The sequence below is a fragment of the Pseudomonas sp. B16120 genome, from assembly GCF_044218845.1.
Lineage (GTDB): Bacteria > Pseudomonadota > Gammaproteobacteria > Pseudomonadales > Pseudomonadaceae > Aquipseudomonas > Aquipseudomonas paracarnis.
On record NZ_CP162588.1, the window covers coordinates 6,082,406 to 6,102,064 of the forward strand.

At 61.1% G+C, this 19,659-nt stretch carries 23 protein-coding genes; 11 read left to right on the top strand and 12 right to left on the bottom strand.

Annotated features, from left to right (window positions below; translation table 11 throughout):
- Window positions 1-2 precede the first annotated feature (2 nt).
- The 4 genes from AB4P90_RS28500 to AB4P90_RS28515 all read right to left on the bottom strand — a co-directional run bounded on the left by AB4P90_RS28500 (window position 3) and on the right by AB4P90_RS28515 (window position 3,718).
- Window positions 3-1,118: a uroporphyrinogen-III C-methyltransferase gene (locus AB4P90_RS28500; RefSeq protein WP_395605543.1), complete on the bottom strand. Its 1,116-nt coding sequence runs from the start codon at window positions 1,116-1,118 to the stop codon at window positions 3-5.
- Between the two features lie 18 nt (window positions 1,119-1,136).
- Window positions 1,137-1,895 carry a uroporphyrinogen-III synthase gene (locus tag AB4P90_RS28505; RefSeq protein WP_014720446.1) on the bottom strand — a complete coding sequence of 253 codons (759 nt, stop codon included), beginning with the start codon at window positions 1,893-1,895 and terminating at the stop codon, window positions 1,137-1,139.
- Window positions 1,892-2,833 carry a hydroxymethylbilane synthase gene (gene hemC / locus AB4P90_RS28510; RefSeq protein WP_019819816.1) on the bottom strand — a complete coding sequence of 314 codons (942 nt, stop codon included), beginning with the start codon at window positions 2,831-2,833 and terminating at the stop codon, window positions 1,892-1,894. The genes AB4P90_RS28505 and hemC overlap by 4 nt, the downstream gene beginning before the upstream one ends.
- 138 nt (window positions 2,834-2,971) lie before the next feature.
- Window positions 2,972-3,718 carry a LytTR family DNA-binding domain-containing protein gene (locus AB4P90_RS28515; RefSeq protein ID WP_003195394.1) on the bottom strand — a complete coding sequence of 249 codons (747 nt, stop codon included), beginning with the start codon at window positions 3,716-3,718 and terminating at the stop codon, window positions 2,972-2,974.
- 501 nt (window positions 3,719-4,219) lie between these two features.
- Here AB4P90_RS28515 and argH point away from each other — a divergent pair.
- The gene (gene argH, locus AB4P90_RS28520; protein WP_020302866.1) at window positions 4,220-5,614 is read left to right on the top strand and encodes an argininosuccinate lyase; all 1,395 of its coding nucleotides are present in this window, start codon (window positions 4,220-4,222) and stop codon (window positions 5,612-5,614) included.
- A 100-nt stretch (window positions 5,615-5,714) separates the two neighbouring features.
- Here the strand turns inward: argH and AB4P90_RS28525 are convergent, their stop codons facing one another.
- Window positions 5,715-6,374, bottom strand: a complete 660-nt coding sequence (locus AB4P90_RS28525) for a glutathione S-transferase family protein (protein ID WP_130174781.1) — start codon at window positions 6,372-6,374, stop codon at window positions 5,715-5,717.
- Window positions 6,375-6,499: 125 nt separating this feature from the next.
- Between AB4P90_RS28525 and AB4P90_RS28530 the strand changes: the two genes are divergently transcribed.
- From AB4P90_RS28530 to AB4P90_RS28540, 3 genes are all read left to right on the top strand, one after another.
- Window positions 6,500-6,784, top strand: a complete 285-nt coding sequence (locus AB4P90_RS28530) for a hypothetical protein (RefSeq protein WP_014720450.1) — start codon at window positions 6,500-6,502, stop codon at window positions 6,782-6,784.
- A gap of 95 nt (window positions 6,785-6,879) precedes the next feature.
- The gene (locus AB4P90_RS28535) at window positions 6,880-7,134 is read left to right on the top strand and encodes a TIGR02647 family protein (RefSeq protein ID WP_014720451.1); all 255 of its coding nucleotides are present in this window, start codon (window positions 6,880-6,882) and stop codon (window positions 7,132-7,134) included.
- A 167-nt stretch (window positions 7,135-7,301) separates the two neighbouring features.
- Entirely contained in the window at window positions 7,302-10,142 is a 2,841-nt protein-coding gene (locus AB4P90_RS28540; protein WP_019819815.1) for a class I adenylate cyclase, read from the top strand.
- On the opposite strand, the gene rnk is transcribed toward AB4P90_RS28540, so the two are convergent.
- The 3 genes from rnk to cyaY form a co-directional block, all read right to left on the bottom strand.
- Complete coding sequence (gene rnk, locus AB4P90_RS28545) at window positions 10,139-10,552, bottom strand: nucleoside diphosphate kinase regulator (protein ID WP_014720453.1); 414 nt, start codon at window positions 10,550-10,552, stop codon at window positions 10,139-10,141. The genes AB4P90_RS28540 and rnk overlap by 4 nt on opposite strands.
- Before the next feature lie 131 nt (window positions 10,553-10,683).
- Window positions 10,684-10,902, bottom strand: a complete 219-nt coding sequence (locus AB4P90_RS28550; RefSeq protein ID WP_032873896.1) for a DUF1289 domain-containing protein — start codon at window positions 10,900-10,902, stop codon at window positions 10,684-10,686.
- A 2-nt stretch (window positions 10,903-10,904) separates the two neighbouring features.
- Window positions 10,905-11,237 carry an iron donor protein CyaY gene (gene cyaY, locus AB4P90_RS28555; protein WP_014720455.1) on the bottom strand — a complete coding sequence of 111 codons (333 nt, stop codon included), beginning with the start codon at window positions 11,235-11,237 and terminating at the stop codon, window positions 10,905-10,907.
- A 238-nt stretch (window positions 11,238-11,475) separates the two neighbouring features.
- On the opposite strand from cyaY, the gene AB4P90_RS28560 reads away from it, so the two are divergent.
- The 6 genes from AB4P90_RS28560 to AB4P90_RS28585 are packed head-to-tail and all read left to right on the top strand — an operon-like array spanning window position 11,476 to window position 16,063.
- The gene (locus AB4P90_RS28560; RefSeq protein WP_003195417.1) at window positions 11,476-11,643 is read left to right on the top strand and encodes a lipoprotein; all 168 of its coding nucleotides are present in this window, start codon (window positions 11,476-11,478) and stop codon (window positions 11,641-11,643) included.
- Window positions 11,644-11,657: 14 nt separating this feature from the next.
- Entirely contained in the window at window positions 11,658-12,905 is a 1,248-nt protein-coding gene (gene lysA, locus AB4P90_RS28565; protein ID WP_395605544.1) for a diaminopimelate decarboxylase, read from the top strand.
- 3 nt (window positions 12,906-12,908) lie between these two features.
- On the top strand, window positions 12,909-13,739 hold the full coding sequence (gene dapF, locus AB4P90_RS28570) for a diaminopimelate epimerase (protein ID WP_014720457.1): 831 nt from the start codon (window positions 12,909-12,911) through the stop codon (window positions 13,737-13,739).
- A 13-nt stretch (window positions 13,740-13,752) separates the two neighbouring features.
- On the top strand, window positions 13,753-14,469 hold the full coding sequence (locus tag AB4P90_RS28575; RefSeq protein WP_122300676.1) for a DUF484 family protein: 717 nt from the start codon (window positions 13,753-13,755) through the stop codon (window positions 14,467-14,469).
- 2 nt (window positions 14,470-14,471) lie between these two features.
- A complete protein-coding gene (gene xerC, locus AB4P90_RS28580; protein ID WP_014720459.1) occupies window positions 14,472-15,371 on the top strand; it encodes a tyrosine recombinase XerC in 900 nt (299 codons plus the stop codon).
- The gene (locus AB4P90_RS28585; protein WP_014720460.1) at window positions 15,368-16,063 is read left to right on the top strand and encodes an HAD family hydrolase; all 696 of its coding nucleotides are present in this window, start codon (window positions 15,368-15,370) and stop codon (window positions 16,061-16,063) included. The genes xerC and AB4P90_RS28585 overlap by 4 nt, the downstream gene beginning before the upstream one ends.
- A 127-nt stretch (window positions 16,064-16,190) precedes the next feature.
- On the opposite strand, the gene sutA is transcribed toward AB4P90_RS28585, so the two are convergent.
- The 4 genes from sutA to glnK all read right to left on the bottom strand — a co-directional run bounded on the left by sutA (window position 16,191) and on the right by glnK (window position 18,971).
- Window positions 16,191-16,523 carry a transcriptional regulator SutA gene (sutA, locus tag AB4P90_RS28590; protein WP_073843438.1) on the bottom strand — a complete coding sequence of 111 codons (333 nt, stop codon included), beginning with the start codon at window positions 16,521-16,523 and terminating at the stop codon, window positions 16,191-16,193.
- A 102-nt stretch (window positions 16,524-16,625) separates the two neighbouring features.
- Window positions 16,626-17,051: a secondary thiamine-phosphate synthase enzyme YjbQ gene (locus AB4P90_RS28595; protein ID WP_003195429.1), complete on the bottom strand. Its 426-nt coding sequence runs from the start codon at window positions 17,049-17,051 to the stop codon at window positions 16,626-16,628.
- Window positions 17,052-17,260: 209 nt separating this feature from the next.
- On the bottom strand, window positions 17,261-18,598 hold the full coding sequence (locus tag AB4P90_RS28600; protein WP_395605545.1) for an ammonium transporter: 1,338 nt from the start codon (window positions 18,596-18,598) through the stop codon (window positions 17,261-17,263).
- 34 nt (window positions 18,599-18,632) lie between these two features.
- Window positions 18,633-18,971, bottom strand: a complete 339-nt coding sequence (gene glnK / locus AB4P90_RS28605; RefSeq protein ID WP_002555808.1) for a P-II family nitrogen regulator — start codon at window positions 18,969-18,971, stop codon at window positions 18,633-18,635.
- Between the two features lie 423 nt (window positions 18,972-19,394).
- Between glnK and AB4P90_RS28610 the strand changes: the two genes are divergently transcribed.
- Window positions 19,395-19,658 (top strand): accessory factor UbiK family protein, encoded by a 264-nt coding sequence (locus AB4P90_RS28610; RefSeq protein ID WP_003195432.1) that lies wholly within the window; start codon window positions 19,395-19,397, stop codon window positions 19,656-19,658.
- Window position 19,659 lies beyond the last annotated feature (1 nt).

Sequence of the window (19,659 nt, forward strand, 5' to 3'; positions counted from 1 at the left end):
CTCTACTCCTGGGTCGCCGGTTTGCCAGCCGAAGCCTTGGCTTCGTCGGCAGACTGATGACGGCGTTCAAGGTACGCCTGCACAGCAGCCAGGCTCGCAGCCAAGTCAGGCGTGACCACCGACACCGCCTTGGGCTCAAGCTCGGCAATACGCGCCAGCATCGCCTTGCTCTGCGGGTTGTCCTGGTTGAAGTTGTCCTGCAATACGCTGCGCGCTTCTCCCAACGAGCGGCTGTACACCGCCGCCTCGCCGTTAAGCGCAGCCCATTGGGCTTGCTCCAGCGCCAGGCTCAAGGCCAGCCGCACTTGGTTCAGGCCTTGGCCTGCCAACAAGGGACGGATGTTGTCATCCGGGTTGAAGTCGATGCGGAAATAACGGGAGATCTGCTCCCACCACTGGCTCAACTGGTTCTGCGTATCGCTGGTGGGACGCCCCTGGGAAGCAGGCTCCGTGAGCTGATACTCCGGGGCAATCGCCGCCAGTTGCACCACCTGGTCACGCAAGGCAGCCAATTGCAGGTACAGGCCGGTACGGTCCGGTTGCTCGGTGCTGCGCAGCGCGGCCACGCTCTTGGCCAATTGCTCCCGTGCAGCGAAAGCCCCTGGGTCGCTTTGCTCGCGAAGAATTTCGTCGGCCCCCTGCACCAGCGACTGGGCGCTGTTGATGTCTTGCAAGGCGGACAAACGCAAGCTGGCCAGACGGATCAGATGCTCGGCCTCTGCCAGGCGCCAGTCCTTGCGGCTGGCACCCAACACGGTTTCCAGACGCTGGTTGAGACGCTGCTGATCACCCTGCAACTGAGTGACCAGGCGGCGACGCTCTTCCAGCTCATCCGCACCCGGCAACTGCGCCAGGCGGGCGGCCAGCTGTTGCTGGCCTTGCTTGAGGCTCTGGGACTGGTCATCCAGGGTCTGCACCTGGCCCAGTTGGTGCTGGCTGCTGGCTTGCAGGGCACGGACCTGCCAGATCCCCCAGCCGCCGGCGGCTACGCCCGCAGCGCCCAACAGCAAGGCGACGACTGCCAGGCCATTGCCACGGCGTGGCGCGCTGACCGGTGTCTCGACCGGCGCATCAAGCGCGGGCTGAGCTTCATCTTTAGGCAAGGCTGTTTCGCTCACGTATCCGTCCTTTGCGTATCAGAGAGTGGGAACGGGATAGCTCCCTAACGCCACTAACAAAGCCGCGGCACTCGCGCCGCGACAATCCACAACTTTTTCTGCACCCGCGGCCCGCGCCATTTCATATACACGCGGGCTGGGCACGAACAACGGCAGCTGTGCCACCTCTGGCCAATCGGGGCCGGCTAACGCGTGCAGGTGTAAAAAACCCTGCCCACTGCTGACCACCAGGCCGTTCAAGCGTTCCAACTGGATGCGTTGCATCAACGCGCCCTTCTCATACACCGGAAGAAAACGCCGATACAATTCCAGGTAATCGACACTAGCACCTTGCTCGCGTAAACGCTCTGCCAGCAACTCACGCCCGCCCTCGCCGCGCAGGATCAACACCCGGGCACCCGGCGCTGCAATAGCCTCGCGCAAGGCGGGCAGTTCAAGCAAGGCCTCGCTGTCATCGCCCGTGGCGGGAAAGTGAACGTTGAGGCCATGATCGGCCAATATCTGGGCCGTGGCCGCGCCGACACTGAACCAGGGCATTGGCGGCACACTGCCCCCCAACCGCAGCAACGCCAGGCGCGCAGCCGGCTTGCTCACCACGATGACGGCGCGATAGCGCGGCAGCGCGCCGAACACCGCGTGTTGCTCTGCGGTCACCGGCAAGGCTTCAGTCTCCAGCAAAGGCAGGCAGTTGCTGTGAATACCGCTCTGGGCTAATAACGCCGCCAGGGCCGTCGACTCCTCGGCAGGCCGCGTCAGCAGCACTCGCCAGTCGGTCACTGCGGGCCGGCCTCGCCATAGACTTTTTGCAAAATGGTACCCGCGCCTTTTTCCAGCAACGCTTCGGCGACCTGAATCCCCAAGGCCGTGGCATCACGTTGCGGCCCACGTACCTCGGCGGTCAGCAGGTTACCGCCGTCCGGATCACCAACCAGGCCACGCAGCCACAGGTTCTCACCCTCGAGTACGGCATAGCAGGCGATGGGCACCTGGCAGCCACCGTTGAGGTGTTTGTTCAAGGCACGCTCGGCGGTGACGCGCACTTCGGTGTCTGCGTGATCGAGAGGTTTTAGCAGCGCATGAATTTCGCTGTCGGCGGTGCGGCATTCGATTCCGACTGCGCCCTGCCCGCCAGCGGGCAGGCTGTCTTCGACGCTGATGGCCGAGGTGATGCGGTCTTCAAAGCCCAGGCGGATCAAGCCGGCAGCGGCGAGGATGATCGCGTCGTATTCGCCGGCGTCGAGCTTGGCCAGGCGCGTGTTGACGTTGCCACGCAAAAAGCGGATCTGCAGGTCGGGACGCCGCGTCAGCAACTGGGCCTGGCGACGCAGGCTGGAGGTGCCAACGATACTGCCCAGCGGCAATTCGTCCAGGGACGCGAAGGTGTTGGAAACGAAGGCGTCGCGCGGGTCTTCGCGCTCGCAGATACAAAAAAGGCCCAGGCCTTCAGGGAAGTCCATGGGCACGTCTTTCATCGAATGCACGGCGATGTCGGCTTCGTTGTCCAGCAGCGCAGTTTCCAACTCCTTGACGAACAGGCCCTTGCCGCCGATTTTCGACAATGGCGAGTCCAGCAGCTTGTCGCCGCGACTGACCATGGGCACCAGGGAGACCTTGAGGCCGGGATGGGCCTGTTCAAGGCGTGCTTTGACGTATTCGGCCTGCCACAAGGCCAAGGCGCTTTTACGGGTGGCGATGCGGATTTCGCGAGAGGACATGGATCAATCCGTACTGAATAGATACGGCGGATAATAACAGCTCAGGCAAATACGCTTTGATTTGAATCAGCAAGTGCGGGGCCTCCCTGGCCACGTCGCACCGGGATAAGGAATGCAGACCGCGCCGCAACCCTTGGGCTAAAGCTGCTGCATCATCTTGCGCACGCCAGCGACATGGCGTCGGCTGACGATCAACGCATCGCCATTGAGCCCCTTCAGGAATAGCTGAAAGTGCCCCAGGGGCGTGCGCTGCAGGCGCTCGATGCGTTCACGGGCGACCAGCGCGTTGCGATGAATGCGCACGAAACGCTCGCCAAACTCGTCTTCAAGCGCCTTGAGCGGTTCATCAAGCAACACTTCACCGGTCTCGTGGCGCAAGGTCACGTATTTGTGATCGGCAATAAAGTAAACCACCTGGCCGAGTGGGATCAGCTCGATGCCCTTGCGGGTACGTGCGCTGATATGGCTGCGTGGCCCGTTACCACTTTGCGCAGCCGGTTGCGTCAAGGCAGCCAGTTGGGCGCGGCTGGGACGCTCGGCTTTTTTCAAGGCTTTGAGCAAGGCTTCGGCAGTGGCCGGCTTGACGAGAAAACTGACACCGCTGTCTTCCAGCGCTTGTGCAGAAAACTCATCCTGCGCCGCACACAACACCACGGCGGGCGGCGATTCGCGTTCGCTCAAGCGGGCGGCGACCTGCAGGCCATCAAAGCCCGGCATGCGGATATCGAGCAGCACTACATCCGGCTTGTGGCTGTCGATCAGCGTCAACGCCTCTTCGCCGCTGGTGGCGCTCGGTTCAAGGACTGTATAACCCTCGAGTTCACTGACCAGACGGCTCAGTCGCTCGCGGGCTTGGGGTTCGTCATCAACGATCAGGACATTCATATTGCGCTGGATTCCTGCGTGAGTCTCGCACAAGGATAGCGTAGACAGGTGCGGTGACTGACGTCACAGCGATCCACGCTAAGACTAGCGCGAGCGGCAAAAAGTGCCCTGAGAATGGCACCCAAATTTACCCGGACCTGTTCAATAGCGCCCAAGACCCGCTGCCTTCGGGCATCGTCGTAGGGTTCACTGATAAACAATCCGAATACCCCCCTGTTTAATGGATAGTCTGGTTATGACCGCATCACCCGACTTTGGTGCATTCACACACTATCAGTCCAACTGTAGACGCTCACTGAGGCGACATTGCTCAATCGTCAAATATCGTTTCAATAAGTACCTGCCCCCAGTCTCGTCCCGGATGCGGTCGGCGGCAAGGCACTTAGCCATCTCTTACACAAATAAAATTGCCGATCACCCGCAGCACCGCCTCCACGGGCAACCCTGTTATGATCGCCGGCACACCTTCATGCCTCTTTTAAGCAGATCACGAGCGAATCCATGAGCACCGACAAGACCAACCAGTCCTGGGGCGGCCGCTTCAGTGAACCCGTCGACGCCTTCGTCGCGCGCTTCACCGCCTCCGTCACCTTCGATCAACGCCTGTACCGCCACGACATCATGGGCTCCATCGCCCACGCCACGATGCTGGCCAAGGTCGGCGTGCTGACCGACGCCGAGCGTGACAGCATCATCGACGGCCTGACCACCATCCGCGGTGAGATCGAGGCAGGGACGTTCGACTGGCGCGTCGACCTGGAAGACGTGCACATGAACATCGAGGCACGCCTGACCGATCGCATCGGCGTGACCGGCAAAAAATTGCACACCGGTCGCAGCCGTAACGATCAGGTCGCCACCGATATCCGCCTGTGGCTGCGCGATGAGATCGACCTGATCCTGGGCGAAATCACCCGCCTGCAAAAAGGTTTGCTGGAGCAGGCCGAGCGTGAATCGGACACCATCATGCCCGGCTTCACTCACCTGCAGACCGCACAGCCTGTGACCTTCGGCCACCACCTGCTGGCCTGGTTCGAAATGCTCAGCCGCGACTACGAGCGCCTGGTCGATTGCCGCAAGCGTGCCAACCGCATGCCGCTGGGCAGCGCTGCACTGGCCGGCACCACTTACCCGATTGACCGTGAGTACACCGCACAGTTGCTGGGCTTTGACGCCGTGGGCGGCAACTCCCTGGACGGCGTGTCGGACCGGGACTTCGCCATCGAATTCTGCGCCGCCGCCAGCATCGCGATGATGCATCTGTCGCGCTTCTCCGAAGAGCTGGTGCTATGGACCAGCGCGCAATTCCAGTTCATAGACCTGCCGGACCGCTTCTGCACCGGCAGCTCGATCATGCCGCAAAAGAAAAACCCCGACGTGCCAGAGTTGGTGCGTGGCAAGAGCGGCCGTGTATTTGGTGCACTGATGGGCCTGCTGACCCTGATGAAAGGCCAACCATTGGCCTACAACAAGGACAACCAGGAAGACAAGGAACCGCTCTTCGACGCCGCCGACACCCTGCGCGACTCGTTGCGCGCCTTTGCCGACATGATTCCGGCGATCAAGCCCAAGCACGCGATCATGCGTGAAGCGGCCCTGCGCGGGTTCTCTACCGCGACCGACCTGGCGGACTACCTGGTGCGCCGGGGCCTGCCGTTCCGTGACTGCCACGAAATTGTCGGCCACGCCGTGAAGTACGGTGTGGACACCGGCAAGGACTTGGCGGAAATGAGCCTGGAAGAACTGCGCCAGTTCAGCGACCAGATCGAGCAGGATGTGTTTGCCGTGCTGACCCTGGAAGGCTCGGTGAATGCCCGTAATCATGTGGGCGGCACTGCGCCGGCACAGGTCAAGGCGGCGGTCGTGCGCGGCCAGCAATTGCTCGCCAGCCGCTAAAAGCATCGCAGGCAAGCCAGCTCCCACATTTGATTGGGTTCACATATCAAAATGTGGGAGCGGGCTTGCCCGCGATGGCGCCCTTACAGACGCCAAAGGTTTATTTCTTGGCCGCAATCATCGCCATGAATGCAGGCATCGCCGCCTGCCTGTCCGCCTCTACCTTCTGCGCATTGGGCATCCCATTCAGGCGCGCCAACAAGGCTTTCGCCTTCGGCAACTGCTCCAGCAGGTCCAGCCCAAACAGCTTCTCGCCCACACCGCAGGCCAGGTTCAGGCTGTACATGAAATACAGGTCCGCAAGGGTGAAGCTCTCCCCCGCCACATAAGGCGCAAACTTCCCGTGCCGGCCTAAGGTACCTACTCCAAGCAGCAGCTCGGCCCTGGACTTCTCCTTGATCGCCTCCGGCACCGCCATGCCGAAAAAAGCCTCGGCGAAACACGCCCGCGCAGGCAGTTCGATGTACAGCTCGATCTCACGGCACAGCGCCAGCACCTGAGCCCGCGCAAACGGGTCGGCGGGCAACAGCGCCGGACCTTCCTGGGTCTGTTCGAGGTATTCGAGAATGACGCTGGTTTCGTTGATGAACCCCTGCTTCACACCCAGCACCGGCACTTTGCCGCGGGGGCTTACCGCCAAGGCTTCGGGAGTTTGCCCAGCATAAAAAGGCACCTCTTCGAAGGGCAGTCCTTTCTCCAATAGCGCCAGCTTGACCATGTTGTAGTAGTTGCTGACCGAAAATCCGTAAAGCTTGAGCATCGCAAAGCCTCCAGGCCGGGTGTGGGGTTGGCTGCAAGAGTTATAGATCCTCGAGGGCACCCTGACCAGCAGCATCACCCACCTGAATGGGGGTAGACTGACGCCCTTTCCTTGAGGAGCCTGCCATGAGCGAGCCGACCGATATCGACAACGACGAAGAAGAATTCACCGAGACCACGCTGATCGAAGCCATCGAGAACCAGATCGAGAGCGATAACCCGCCAGCGGCCAAGGCTACGTTCAACAAACTGACCCTGGTGGGTTACGAGCGCGAAGATATCCTGAATCTGATGGCTCACGTGCTGGCGTTCGAGATCGACGCCATGCTCGAAGATGACCGCGCCTTCAATACCGAGTGGTATGAAACGGCACTGCGGGCACTGCCCGAGCTGCCGCCGGAAAAGGAATAACCCCGGCACGCAGCAACACGCTGGACAGTTCGGCAAAGTGCGTTCACCTTATGGCCTGCTAGCCTCTAATAAATTTTAGAAAGTCTGGAGTCCTTATGTCGTATACCCCTGAGTTGGTTGCCGAACTGGAAATCCTTGTACTCTTCCCCTTGGACAGCACCAAGGAAGGCTTGAAAGTCCATCAGACTGCCGCCCCTACTGCCATCGCCGCTGCCAAGCGCCTCCATGCCAAAGGGCTGATTGACCAACCGGACGGGGGCTACCTGACGAGCCTTGGCCGGGACGCTGCCGAGCAAGCCCAAACCCTGCTGACCATCCTGACCACTGCCAACACCAAAGAAGCCGCCTGATACTTGATACCGCCCATGGAGTCCGCCGCCTGCGGATTCCGCGGGTGTTGCTGCGCGGCATACGAAATTCTGACGCCAAAAAGCCACTTCCCTCTAAAACTCCTACGCTACTGTCTGTAAACTCCTGCATGGCCGCCCGCGTCGGGCTGCGAGCCACCGAGTTCGACATGACCCGCACCCATGAAATCCGCCCCGATCTGGACGAAGGCATCGACCGTAAGGTGCTGACCCAACTGCGCGCGCGTTTCATGACCCTCAATCAAGGCCGCATGGCCCGGGCCGTCGAGGGGCTGACGCCACGCCAGCAAAGCGTGCTGGCTTTGTTGCCGCTGTTTTTCCACGTCAATCATCCGCTGTTGCCGGGCTATGTCTCCAGTAACACACCGGCTGGCCTGTCGAATTTCGAACCGGACGCCCAGGCCTTGGCCGATGCCCAACGCCTGACCCGCTCGTTCTCCTATAAACCGCGCCATGGCAACCCGCCTACGCCGATCCACGGTTTGTTCCTGATGGGCAGCCTTGGCACGCTGGCGCAGGCCGATCAAAGCGATATGGACGTGTGGGTATGCCACGCTCCCGACCTGAGCGAGACCGAGCTGGCCGAGCTGCGCAAAAAGTGCCAACTGCTGGAAACCTGGGCCTTGAGCATGGGTGCCGAGGCGCATTTCTTCCTGATCGACCCGACGCGCTTTGTGTTGGGTGATCGCGATACGCCACTGAGTTCCGACGACTGCGGCACCACCCAGCACTACCTGCTGCTGGATGAGTTCTATCGCACCGCGATCTGGCTGGCCGGGCGCACCCCCATCTGGTGGCTGGTACCGGTCTACGAAGAAAACCGCTACGCCGAATTTACTCACGCCCTGGTGTCCAAGCGCTTCATCCGCGCCGATGAAACCCTCGACCTCGGCCATCTGGCTCATATTCCTCCGGGGGAGTTTATTGGCGCCGGGCTGTGGCAACTGTTCAAGGGCATCGAGTCGCCCTATAAATCGGTGCTCAAGCTGCTGCTGACCGAGGTCTACGCCAGCGAACACCCGAAGGTGCAATGCCTGAGCCTGCGCTTCAAACAGGCGGTGTTCAGCCATCAGGTAGACCTGGATGAGCTGGACCCGTACATCATGGTCTACCGCCGCATCGAGGAATACCTCAAGGCCCGCAACGAGCTGGAGCGCCTGGAACTGGTGCGCCGCAGCCTGTACCTGAAGGTCAACCGCAAGCTCAGCGCCGGCCAGCGCACCGCCGGTTGGCAACGGCAGCTGCTGGAACGCCTGGCGCATGAGTGGGGCTGGGACACGCGCCAACTGGCCCTGCTGGACAGCCGCAGCCAATGGAAAGTGCGCCAGGTAGCCTCCGAGCGCCGTGCTCTGGTCAATGAGTTGAACTACAGCTACCGCTTCCTCACCCAGTTCACCCGCAGCGAACACACCGCCAGCGCGGTCAATAAACGCGAACTCAATGTACTGGGCCGCCGCTTGTATGCGGCGTTCGAGCGCAAGGCCGGCAAGGTCGAGTTCATCAACCCCGGCATCGCCCCGGACCTGGCCGAAGACACTTTGACCCTGGTGCAGTCGCCCAACCGCAAGGAGCCGGGCCAGCACCATTGGGGCCTGTATAACGGCAACCTTACCGCTCTGGAGTGGGAACACTTCGCCCCGATCAAACGCAGCCGCGACCTGCTGGAAATGCTCACCTGGTGCCATCGCAACGGCGTGATCGACAGCAGCACCCGCCTGGCGCTGCACCCCGGCACCAGCGACATGACCGAGTTCGAGCTGTTCAACCTATTGGGCAGCCTGCAACAGACCATCGCCCTGCCCCTGTCCAGTGTCGATGAGAGCCGCTTGCTGCGCCCGGCAGTGCCGGAAGAGGTGCTGCTGTTGATCAACGTTGGGGTTGACCCGCTCAAACATCATCGCGACCTGAATATCCTGATGACCACAGAGCGCACCGACTCCCTGAGCTATGCCGGCGTGCGCGACAATCTGGTGCTGACCCTGGACCAGGTCACGCTCAACAGCTGGAACGAAGTGATGGTCAGCCGCTATGACGGCCCCCACGCCCTGCTCGACTGCCTGCGCGACTACCTCAACCAACTGCCCTCGAACCATCTGCCACGCCTGCGAGTGCGTTGTTTTTGCCACAACCGGGCACAGTTCATTGCCCAGCGGGTGGAAGAGGTATTCGACACCGCGCAGCATCTGCTGCTCGGCCAGGGCAATCATCGCTACCTGCTCCAGGTGCAGCAGCATTATCACGTCATGGAACTGGTACCGGGCCAGGCCACCCATGTGTCACTGCCGACCCAGGACGCGCTGATCGCCTACCTCAGCGAGGAGCTGGTCAGCTATAGCCCGTGGCACCTGGACGCCATGGCCTTGGAAGACCACGACCTGGCGCTGCTGCTGCCCATGGGCCAAGCCGAGTGTGTGCAGGTGTTCTACCGCGTTAATGAAGGCTTCGCCGACGTCTACGTGCTCGACGAATTCAACGCGCTCTGGCAACAGCGCTTGCCATTTCATGATGAGCAAAGCCTGTTGGCGCCGTTGCAGCGCTTTTTGCAATCGATCCTGTATCGCCGCGAAGCACTATCGTCCCTGGACACCCAGCAACCCGCGGGCGAGATACAGATCCTGTATTACCAACTGTTGCCATCGGGCAGCGGCCGTGCGCGGGGCGTTGAGCCAAGGCCGGCCCCGCAAGACCCGGCCAACAAGGCGTTTTATGACGTGCAGGCCATTATCGGCAAAGGCACGCCAGGCCACGTAGGGATCACCCTGTACTGCAATCAGCGGGAGTTTTGCGAACTGGAATTTGGCGACCAGCTGTTTACGGTGGTCGCCCGGGAGATCGTCGGGCAACGTCGGGAAACCGAGCGTTACCGCTGCTATATCACTGATCTGGATCTGTCGGGGCTGCTCGGTGATGTGCAAAGCCCAAGCAATCTGTACCTGCGCTATAAAGCCGAACTGGAACAGTCACTCAATGCGGCCTTGAATCAGGTTTAGAGCGGGAAGGCGCCGCCATCTTTGGGCTGGCCTTCGACGCTGAGCAATTCCAGCTTCAAGGTCTTGCCGCCTGGCGCCGGCCAGTCGATGTGCTGGCCCACTTGCAGGCCGAGCAATGCGCTGCCCACGGGTGCCATGATCGAAATCTTGCCTTCGTCGGCGTTCGCGTGCTTGGGGTAGACCAGCGTCAGATGATAGTCCTTGCCGCTGCTTTGCTCACGGCAATGCACGCTGGAGTTCATGGTCACGACACCCGCAGGCACTTCATCGTGACCAACCACGTCTTCGGCGCGGTCGAGTTCGGCTTGCAACGCTCGGGCGCCGGGAAACTCGTCGCCCAAGCGGTCGATCAGTTGCTCCAGACGCTGCACGTCAAGACGGGTAAGAATGATGGACGGTGCGGTGGTCATGATTCAGGCAGACTCCTTTTTTCTGCACAAAAAAGCAAAACCCCGCCAGGAAAAGGCGGGGTTCTCACGGACCTCGATGAATGGAGGTGTATCCGGACACTACCACAGCGACACAAATAAACAAGACGCCGTCAGGCGCTCGCCTTGCGCTGTTCAGCCTCGGCGCAGATCACCCGGCGCCGCGCATCGTCGGCAGAGCGCCATTCCCGGATGTCTTCCACGTGGCGGAAGCAGCCCAGGCAGACTTTCTGCTCGTCCAGGCGACACAAACTGATACAAGGTGACGGCACTGCCGGGCTGACATTGCTAAACAGCGGCTTGGGCGGGCGTACGGTTGCAGGCTCACTCACCATCAGACCTCGTCGAAATCCAGCTCGACGCCGGTGTATTCCTGGACCAGTCGGGTGAGCATCTCACCCAGCAACTCTTCACTCTTGTCGCACTGCCATTTGCCGCTTTCTTCATCGTAGTCGAAGTGAACGCCACCGGAGCGCGCCGCCAGCCACAGCTGACGCAGAGGCTCCTGGCGACTGAAGATCAATTGCGGGCCAGTCTCGAACTTGACGGTCAGCACACCGGCCGAGTTTTCCAGATCCACATCCAGGTCGCTGTCGTCGAAAATATCTTCCAGCTTCTCCTGGGTGGCATCCACCAGGTCGTGAAAACGGGCTTCGGTCAAACTCATTGTGGCAACCTCAAAAGTGTCTGGTTTTGCTCAAGCGCCGCACGATACGGGCGAGCCTCGCCGATTGCAAAGGATACTGATTTCATCACGGATGACGGTACGAAATATCCCCAGGCATCGTAGCCTGCTTCCCTACTGTCTCGGCAAACCCCCGCCGGACGGGTGTTGCGGCGCATAGGCAAGCTGGCGGGTGGTCGGTATACTCGGGCGCAATTAATGCATATTCAAGGATTTCGCCATGAAGCGCCTGATCTCTTCCCTTGCTGCGCTCGTCGCGGTCGCTTGCCTCGTTAGTGCCTGTGGCCAGAAAGGCCCGTTGTACCTGCCGGATGACAGCAAAGATCCAAACGAACAGGCGCAATCGTCGCAAAAGCCGTCAAAAGCCCATAAGCACGACACCTACTAAGTTAAGGGAAACTTATGGACGCTTTTAACTACCGGGACGGCGAGCTGTTCGCGGAAGGCGTGGCCTTGTCCGCGATTGCCCAGCGCTTCGGCACCCCGACCTATGTGTACTCGCGTGCGCATATCGAAGCCCAATACCGCTCGTTCACCGACGCCCTCGACGGCGTGCCGCACCTGGTGTGCTACGCAGTCAAGGCCAACTCCAACCTGGGTGTACTCAATGTCCTGGCGCGTCTTGGCGCTGGTTTTGACATCGTGTCCCGTGGCGAGCTGGAACGCGTACTGGCCGCCGGTGGCCAGGCGGACAAAATCGTCTTCTCCGGCGTCGGCAAGAGCCGCGAAGACATGCGCCGCGCCCTGGAAGTCGGCGTGCATTGCTTCAACGTCGAATCCACCGACGAACTGGAGCGCCTGCAAGTCGTTGCCGCCGAAATGGGCGTTCGCGCGCCGATCTCCCTGCGCGTCAACCCGGATGTCGACGCCGGCACCCACCCGTACATCTCCACCGGTCTCAAAGAGAACAAGTTCGGCATTGCCATCGCCGACGCCGAGGACGTGTACATCCGCGCAGCCCAACTGCCGAACCTGGAAGTGCTGGGCGTCGACTGCCATATCGGCTCGCAACTGACCACCCTGCCACCGTTCCTGGATGCCCTCGACCGCCTGCTGGCCTTGATCGACCGCCTCGGCGAGTGCGGCATCTACCTGCACCACATCGACCTCGGTGGTGGCGTGGGCGTGCGTTATCGCGATGAAGAGCCGCCACTGATTGCCGACTATATCCAGGCCGTGCGCGAACGCATCGAAGGCCGCGACCTGACGCTGATGTTCGAGCCGGGCCGCTACATCGTCGCCAACGCTGGCGTGTTGCTGACCCAGATCGAGTACCTCAAGCATACCGAACACAAGGATTTCGCCATCGTCGATGCGGCGATGAACGACCTGATCCGCCCGGCGCTGTACCAGGCCTGGATGGATGTCACCGCCGTGACGCCGCGCACAAGCGAAGCCCGCGCCTATGACATCGTCGGGCCCATCTGCGAGACCGGCGACTTCCTCGCCAAGGATCGTGAGTTGGCGCTTGAGGAAGGTGATCTGCTGGCCGTGCATTCGGCCGGTGCCTACGGGTTTGTCATGAGTTCCAACTACAACACCCGCGGGCGTACCGCCGAGGTGCTGGTGGACGGTGATCAAGCATTTGAAGTGCGTCGCCGCGAGACGGTAGCCGAGTTGTATGCTGGCGAAAGCCTGCTGCCGGAGTAAGCCATGCTGCTGCGTTTTACCAAGATGCACGGGCTGGGTAATGATTTCATGGTCCTCGACCTGGTCAGCCAGCACGCGCACATCCTGCCCAAGCACGCCAAACAGTGGGGTGATCGCCACACCGGGATCGGTTTCGACCAGTTGCTGCTGGTCGAGGCGCCGAGCAACCCGGAGGTGGATTTCCGCTACCGGATCTTCAACTCCGACGGTTCCGAAGTGGAACAGTGCGGCAACGGCGCGCGCTGCTTTGCGCGCTTTGTGCTCGACAAGCGTCTGACTGCCAAACGCCAGATTCGCGTCGAAACCAAAGGCGGCGTGATCGAACTGGACATCCGCAACGATGGCCAGATCAGCGTCAACATGGGCGCCCCACGCCTGGTGCCGGCGGATATTCCGTTCCAGGCCAGCGAGCAGGCCACCAGTTATGCACTGGATGTAGACGGCAAGACCGTCGACATCGCCGCCGTGTCCATGGGCAACCCTCATGCAGTGCTGCGGGTCACCGACATCAATAACGCCCCCGTGCACGAACTGGGGCCGAAGATCGAACATCACCCGCGCTTTCCGGCAAGGGCCAATGTGGGCTTCCTGCAGGTGATCGACCGCAACCGTGCGCAATTGCGCGTATGGGAACGCGGCGTCGGCGAAACCCAGGCTTGCGGCACCGGTGCTTGCGCCGCTGCCGTGGCCGCGATCAGCCAGGGGTGGATGGATTCGCCACTGTTGATCGACCTGCCCGGCGGACGTTTGTCCATCGAATGGGCAGGCCCTGGCCACCCGGTGATGATGACCGGGCCGGCCTCGCGCGTATACGAAGGACAGGTCCGTCTATGAGTGAGCCAAGCTAATGACCGATAAGCCTCAAGTACCCGCACACGCTACCCCGAGTGAAAGCCTGGAGGCTGCTGCTGTCGCGGCGTACCTTGAGGCTAACCCGGACTTCTTCGTCGAGCACGAAGAACTGCTGCCGGCCCTGCGCATCCCTCACCAGCGCGGCGATACCGTATCGCTGGTGGAGCGGCAGATGAAGATCCTGCGCGAGCGTAATATTGAAATGCGCCACCGGCTCTCGCATCTGATGGACGTGGCCCGCGACAACGACCGCTTGTTCGACAAGACCCGCCGCCTGATTCTGACCCTGATGGATGCCACCAGCCTGGAAGAAACGGTGATCGCCGTGGAAGACAGCCTGCGTGAGGATTTCCAGGTGCCCTTCGTCAGCCTGATCCTGTTCAGCGACAAACCGATGCCGGTGGGCCGCTGGGTCACAGGTGGCGAAGCGCAGACGGCCATCGGCGGCCTGCTGTCCGAAGGCAAGACCGTCAGCGGCACCTTGCGCGAGCATGAGCTGGACTTCCTGTTTGGCGCCGAACAGCGCAAGCAGATCGGCTCTACGGCCGTCATCGCCCTCAGCCATCAAGGCTTGCACGGGGTACTGGCCATCGCCAGCCGCGACCCGGCGCACTACAAAAGCTCGGTGGGCACGTTGTTCCTGACCTATATCGCCGAAGTGCTGGGCCGCGTCCTGCCACGCCACACCACCACCCTGCGCGCGGTGCGCTGATCATGGAGCGGCAACTGGACGCTTACTGCGCTCACCTGCGCAATGAGCGCCAGGTGTCGTCCCACACGCTGGAGGCTTATCGGCGGGACTTGAACAAGGTCCTGGCCTATTGCGAAAAGCAGCACGTCAGCAGCTGGAAGGCTCTGGACATCCAGGCCCTGCGTAGCCTGATTGCCCGGTTGCACCAGCAGGGCCAATCCTCCCGCAGCCTGTCTCGCCTGCTGTCGGCGGTGCGCGGCCTCTATCACTACCTCAATCGCGAAGGGCTGTGCGACCACGACCCGGCCAATGGCCTGTCACCGCCCAAAGGCGAACGGCGCCTGCCCAAGACCCTGGACACAGACCGAGCCCTGCAATTGCTCGACGGTGCCGTCGAGGATGACTTCCTGGCCCATCGCGACCAGGCAATCCTCGAGCTGTTCTATTCCTCGGGCCTGCGCCTGTCGGAGCTGACGGGCCTGAACCTCGACCAGTTGGACCTCGCCGATGGCCTGGTGCAAGTGCTCGGCAAAGGCAGCAAGACGCGCGTACTGCCCGTGGGCAGGAAAGCCCGCGAAGCCTTGCAGCTATGGCTGCCGCTACGCCTTCTGACCAACCCGGCAGACGATGCCGTGTTTGTCAGCCAGCAAGGCCGGCGCCTGGGGCCGCGGGCGATTCAGCTGCGGGTCAAGGCTGCCGGCGAGCGCGAGCTGGGGCAGAATCTGCACCCGCACATGTTGCGTCATTCCTTTGCCAGCCACCTGCTCGAATCCTCCCAGGACCTGCGCGCCGTACAGGAGCTGCTCGGGCACTCGGATATCAAGACCACGCAAATCTACACCCACCTCGACTTCCAGCACCTGGCAACGGTGTACGACAGCGCCCATCCACGGGCCAAACGCATCAAGGGCGGCGACTCATGAGTATCAAGCTGATCACCTTCGACCTGGACGACACCCTCTGGGACAACGTACCTGTCATCATCAGCGCCGAAGCGTCGATGCGTGAATGGCTGGCGACCCACGCGTCCAAGGTCGGCGACCTGCCCCTTGAGCATTTTGCCAGCCTGCGCCAGCAGGTGCTGCAGCGTCATCCCGAACTCAAACACCGTATCAGCCTGCTGCGCCACCGCGTGTTGATGCATGCGTTCGAGGAGGCCGGTTATCCCCAACCTGAGGCCACAGAGATGGCGGATGTCTGCTTCGAAGCGTTCATCCACGCACGCCACCAACTCACCGTGTTTCCGGAAGCCGAGCCGATGCTCAAGGCGCTGCGCCAGCACTTCCTGCTCGGCGTGATCACCAATGGCAATGCCGATGTGCAGCGTGTGGGCCTGGCGGACTACTTTCACTTTGCCCTGCGCGCTGAAGATATCGGCATCGCCAAGCCGGACGCACGGCTGTTTCATGAAGCACTGCAACGTGGCGGTGTGGACGCCAGCGCGGCAGTGCATGTGGGCGATCATCCTGGGGATGACATCGCCGGCGCGCAGCAGGCGGGACTGCGGGCAGTGTGGTTCAACCCCACGGGCAAGGCCTGGGAGGGTGACAAGCGCCCGGATGCGCAGATTCGCAGCCTGACGGAGTTGCCGCCACTGCTGAGTCGCTGGAGCTAACACTGGCCCCAATGTGGGAGCTGGCTTGCCTGCTCCCACAGGGTATTGCAGCAAACCGGTAAATTGCTCCAGGCATGAAAAAGCCCGCAGCGACGGCGGGCTTTTTCTTACAAGCAGGAGGCAGACCTCAGATGGGTCGGCTGCCGTACTTATTATCCGGCTTCTTCGGTGGATCAGCCACCACGTTGGCCTCGACTTCCTGCACTTTGCCGCCTTTAGCGAGGAACTCTTCCATCGCACGGGCCAGGGCATCGCGCTCTTTGTTCTTGGCTTCAACGCTCGGCAACTCGTCTACCGAAACAGCCGCCTTGGCTTTGCCTTTGGCTTTGGGAGCCGCGTCATCGCCAACACTGTCATCGACATCCTCAGCAACGTCTTCGGCCGCTACTTCAAGACCTTCTTCGGTGTCGTCTTCATCGCCTACTTCGAGGTCGTCTTGTTCCAGATCATCGTCGCTCATGTTCTACCTCATGACTTGCGAAAAGCAGATTAGTTATAGCCCAGCTTCACCCTCTGTCGAGGTCGCCGGAAAAAAATCAACATCCACCAGATAACCAGTGGCTTATGCCCCTTCACCGTGCAAGGTGGCGAGGACTTTACGAGCACCGCCATGATCACGGTGCTCGCCCAGATAAACACCTTGCCAGGTCCCTATCGCCAAGCGGCCGGCCTTGACCGGCAAACTCAACTGGCAGCCCAGCAGACTGGCCTTGAAGTGAGCCGGCAGATCATCCGGACCTTCGTCGTTATGTTCAAACCCTGCGCGACCCTGTGGCACCAGCAGGTTGAAAAAACGCTCGAAGTCACGGCGAACCGCCGGGTCGGCATTCTCGTTGACGGTCAACGAGGCCGAGGTGTGCTGCAGCCACAGATGCAACAGGCCCACACGGCACGCCTTCAACTCAGGCAAGCCGGCAAGCAACTCGTCCGTTACCAAGTGAAAGCCCCGGGGCTTGGCCCGCAGGGTAATCAGGGTCTGTTGCCACATACAGTTCTCCGCCCATCGGCGCGCATTCTAGCGCGCTCTGGGAAAAAACAAAGTGCCGAATACGCCTTCATGCCTGTAAGACATTTGCACCCTTAAAAGTGCTGTGTGGATCCCATCACAAAGTCGATAAAAAACCCATGCGCCTTTAGCCACAGACAAACGCCAGGCAAAAAAATGCCCGGCAAGCCGGGCATGTTTTTTTCGCCTGGTTACAAGTTGTAGCCGCGCTCGTTATGTTGCGCCAGGTCGAGGCCAACCGCCTCTTCTTCCTCGGTGACACGCAGGCCCATGACTATGTCGAGCACCTTGAGGATGACGTAGGTCACGATCGCCGTGTAGATCACGGTGAAGCCCACGCCTTTGCACTGGATCCAGACTTGGGCTGCGATGTCCGTCACGGTGCCGAAGCCGCCCAACGCCGGGGCAGCGAACACACCGGTAAGGATCGCACCGACGATGCCGCCGATACCGTGCACGCCGAAAGCGTCCAGGGAGTCGTCATAACCCAGCTTGCGCTTGAGGCTGGTAGCACAGAAGAAGCACACCACACCGGCGACCAGGCCAATCACCAGGGCGCCCATCGGGCCCACGGTGCCCGCCGCAGGCGTCACGGCGACGAGGCCGGCGACCACGCCCGAGGCGATACCCAGTGCGCTGGGCTTGCCGTGGGTGATCCACTCGGCAAACATCCAGCCCAGGGCCGCAGCTGCTGTAGCGATTTGAGTTACCAGCATCGCCATGCCCGCGGTGCCGTTGGCCGCCGCGGCGGAACCGGCGTTGAAGCCAAACCAGCCGATCCACAGCATGGCCGCGCCCACCAGGGTATAGCCCAGGTTATGCGGTGCCATCGGGGTGGTCGGGAAGCCTTTGCGCTTGCCGAGCACGATGCACGCCACCAGGCCAGCCACACCCGCGTTGATGTGCACAACGGTGCCGCCAGCGAAGTCCAGCACGCCCCAGTCCCACATCAGGCCGCCGTTGCCGCTCCAGACCATGTGCGCAATCGGCGCGTAGACCAGGGTGAACCAGATAGCCATGAAGATCAGCATTGCGGAGAACTTCATACGCTCAGCGAAAGCACCGACGATCAGCGCCGGGGTAATGATGGCAAAGGTCATCTGGAAGGTGATGAACACGGCTTCCGGAAACAGCGCCGCCGGCCCGGTGATGCTGGCCGGGGTGACACCCGCCAGGAACGCCTTGCCCATGCCGCCGAAGAAGGAATTGAAGTTGACCACGCCTTGTTCCATACCGGTGGTATCGAACGCGATGCTGTAGCCGTAGACGACCCAGAGGATGCTGATCAGGCCAGTGATGGCGAAACACTGCATCATCACCGACAGAATATTCTTGGAGCGGACCATGCCGCCGTAGAACAGCGCCAGGCCAGGGATGGTCATGAACAGCACCAGCGCGGTGGCGGTAAGCATCCAGGCGGTGTCGCCGGAATTGAGGACTGGAGCAGCCGCTTCATCTGCCGCCATGGCCAGGCTTGGCATTACGATGGACAGCAGGGCTCCGAGCCCTGCGAATTTACGCAGAGTCATATTGTTTTCTCCTGGGGCGTTGGGGTTTGGCGGCTTAGATTGCGTCGGTATCGGTTTCGCCGGTACGGATGCGAATAGCCTGTTCCAGATTGACCACGAAGATCTTGCCGTCACCGATCTTGCCGGTGTTGGCCGCCTTGGTTATCGCCTCGATAACCCGGTCAAGATCCTTGTCGTCAATGGCGACATCGATCTTCACCTTCGGCAGGAAATCGACCACGTATTCCGCGCCGCGATACAGCTCGGTATGACCCTTCTGCCGACCGAAGCCCTTGACCTCAGTAACGGTAATGCCCTGCACGCCGATCTCGGACAGTGACTCGCGAACATCGTCCAACTTGAACGGCTTGATGATGGCAGTGACTAGCTTCATGAAAACTCTCTCCCGAATTTGGTGGACTTGCCCCAGGAAAACAAACCCGTCTCAAGTCTAAGCGCAGTGCCTGGCTTTGTAACGCATCGTCGCCTCGGCATTTGCCGTCGCGACGCCAGCGAACCACTGGTGACGAGCCCTGTACCCCGGATCCGTCGGCGCACTGCATTCGTCACAGCGACTGCATCAGTGCATGGGTCATGATCGTCTAAGCAGAAACCTTGCCAGCTCCGTAAAAACCACTGAAATCAATCCATTGCCCGCTTGTGCCCACCTACGGGGCGCCTGCGCGACAGCATTGCGCATCAAAACAGTGCGCGGCCGCCCGCCCCAATGCGCGAAAACCGTGCGCAACAGAGCGTGAAAATGACTATAGACGCTGCGTGATACACTGCCGGCCAACTGTTTTCCGGAATATGTCCAATGCTCGCGCCCAAAGACTTCCTCGACGCCCTGAGCGGCCACGCCTCTCGCCTGTTCAGCGGCGACACCCCACTGCCCCGCAATGAAATCGAAAGCCAGTTCAAGGCTTTGCTACAGAGTGGTTTCAGCAAGCTCGACCTGGTCAGCCGAGAAGAGTTTGACAGCCAGATGGTGGTGCTGGCCCGTACACGTGCGCGGCTGGAGAGCCTGGAGGCGAAGGTGGCTGAACTTGAAGCCCGGTTGACGCCACCTTCTGCTGAGTGAA